General features: G+C 62.2%; 2 protein-coding genes. Both read left to right on the forward strand.

What is annotated here, in order from left to right; all coding sequences use genetic code 11:
• Nucleotides 1-334: 334 nt before the first annotated feature.
• Nucleotides 335-808, forward strand: a complete 474-nt coding sequence (locus ABFD92_21735; GenBank protein MEN6507166.1) for a hypothetical protein — start codon at nucleotides 335-337, stop codon at nucleotides 806-808.
• Nucleotides 809-1073: 265 nt separating this feature from the next.
• The gene (locus ABFD92_21740) at nucleotides 1074-1715 is read left to right on the forward strand and encodes a transposase (protein ID MEN6507167.1); all 642 of its coding nucleotides are present in this window, start codon (nucleotides 1074-1076) and stop codon (nucleotides 1713-1715) included.
• Nucleotides 1716-1718 lie beyond the last annotated feature (3 nt).

Genomic DNA, 1718 nt, shown 5'->3' on the forward strand with positions numbered 1-1718 from the left:
ACCGCCGCCGGGCGGCCTGCCGCAGGACTGGCTCGACTGGGTCAACCGCCCGCACAGCGACAAGGAACTGGCGGCCCTGCAGCGGTGCATCGAGCGCGGCGTCCCGTTCGGCCGCGAGCCATAGGTCAAGCGAATGGCCGCCGAACTGGGCCTGCAAAGCACCCTCCGCCCCCGCGGCCGACCGAAGATAGCAGACAAAGGTTCCTGACCCCTTTTACCCCTCATAATTGTTATGTGCTTCCTCGAACAGCTTTTCGCTGTAGTAAGTGAGAATGTTCCACGCGAGCGGTTGCCTTGGGACGTCTTAGACGAGTTTCTGAGGGATCCTACAAATGTGGGTGTCGTTATCTTTGATCCCTTCTCTGGTATCATTATTCAATGCCGCAAGAAGCGGACAATCGAGATCAACGGCAAGCAAGTGACTCCAGCGCTGGTATTGAAGAAGCATCCCCGGAGCGGCACACGATCTTTTCTGACAAGACTTCCGACTCGGTCAGTGCTTGTCAAGGGCGTGCTGAAAGTAAAGATTATGCCTCGTTGGATGCTACCGGCTTGGGATGGAGGTGAGATACTGGAGCAAGTTGAATGCGGCCCTTCAATATTTGAGGTACAAGATGCAGTTAGAGCAATGATTACTGATGATCCCGCCCTTCGGGACCAGAAGTCGTTCCATGTTTGGGCTCATTTTGCGGGATTTTCTGGGATGCCCTTTTTTCAAGACGAGTACAAGGCGACAGACGACAAGCAGGGAAGTGCCCGAAGTACAAGAAGAAGAAATCCGGACGAGGATGATGCGGGGTCCGTATAGTGGCCCAGAGGATCGTGAGTACCGGACCTGAGTGCCCATACCCCCGAATACGACGTTGCCACCTTCGCCCGCCGGTGCATAATCTCGGTCAACCTATCCCCTCCCCGCCCCAGACCGTGAGGGTGAGGGCTGGAGACTCGCGGCGGCCCCGTTGCGGGGCCCATGGCTGGGACTAAAGGGACTAAAGAGGGACTAAAGGGGGGACTAAAGGGGTCAGGAACCTTTTCGTGTTGCATTGCTTGGCAGGAGGCGGTATGCTGTTGCCATGCCGCGAAGTCTTCGGGTCAATCTGGGCGGGTTTGTCTATCACGTGCTCAACCGCTCCAACGGGCGGCAGAGGCTGTTCCGCTGCGACGAGGACTACCCGTTGTTCCTCGACGTGCTGGCGGCCGCGCATGAGCGCGTGGCGATGCGCACGATCGGCTATTGCGTCATGCCCAATCACTGGCACCTGCTCCTCTGGCCGCGCGACGACGGCGACCTGTCGGCGTTCGTGCGGTGGCTGACGCTGACGCACACGCAGCGTGTCCACGCCCGGCGCGGCACGGCCGGGGCCGGGCACATCTACCCGGGGCGGTTCAAGAGTTTCCTGATCGAGCAGACGCGCCCTCCCGCGGCGCTGCGGGCGATGGGCGTGCTGGAGGGCGGCGACGCGGTGCTGTCGGTGCTGCGGTACGTCGAGCGTAACGCCGTCAAGGTCGGCCTGGCGTCGCGGGCCGAGGCCTGGCCCTGGTGCAGCGCTCATGCGCGGCTGGTCGGCGGCCAGACGCCGGTGCCGCTGACACCGCCGCCGGGCGGCCTGCCGCAGGACTGGCTCGACTGGGTCAACCGCCCGCACAGCGACAAGGAACTGGCGGCCCTGCAGCGGTGCATCGAGCGCGGCGTCCCGTTCGGCCGCGAGCCATAGGTC

This window comes from Planctomycetaceae bacterium (genome assembly GCA_039680605.1).
Classification (GTDB): domain Bacteria; phylum Planctomycetota; class Phycisphaerae; order SM23-33; family SM23-33; genus JAJFUU01.

Bases quoted from the DNA above. Each gene is read 5' to 3' on its own strand.
- ABFD92_21740 (MEN6507167.1), top strand. From the start codon at position 1,074: ATGCCGCGAAGTCTTCGGGTCAATCTGGGCGGGTTTGTCTATCACGTG.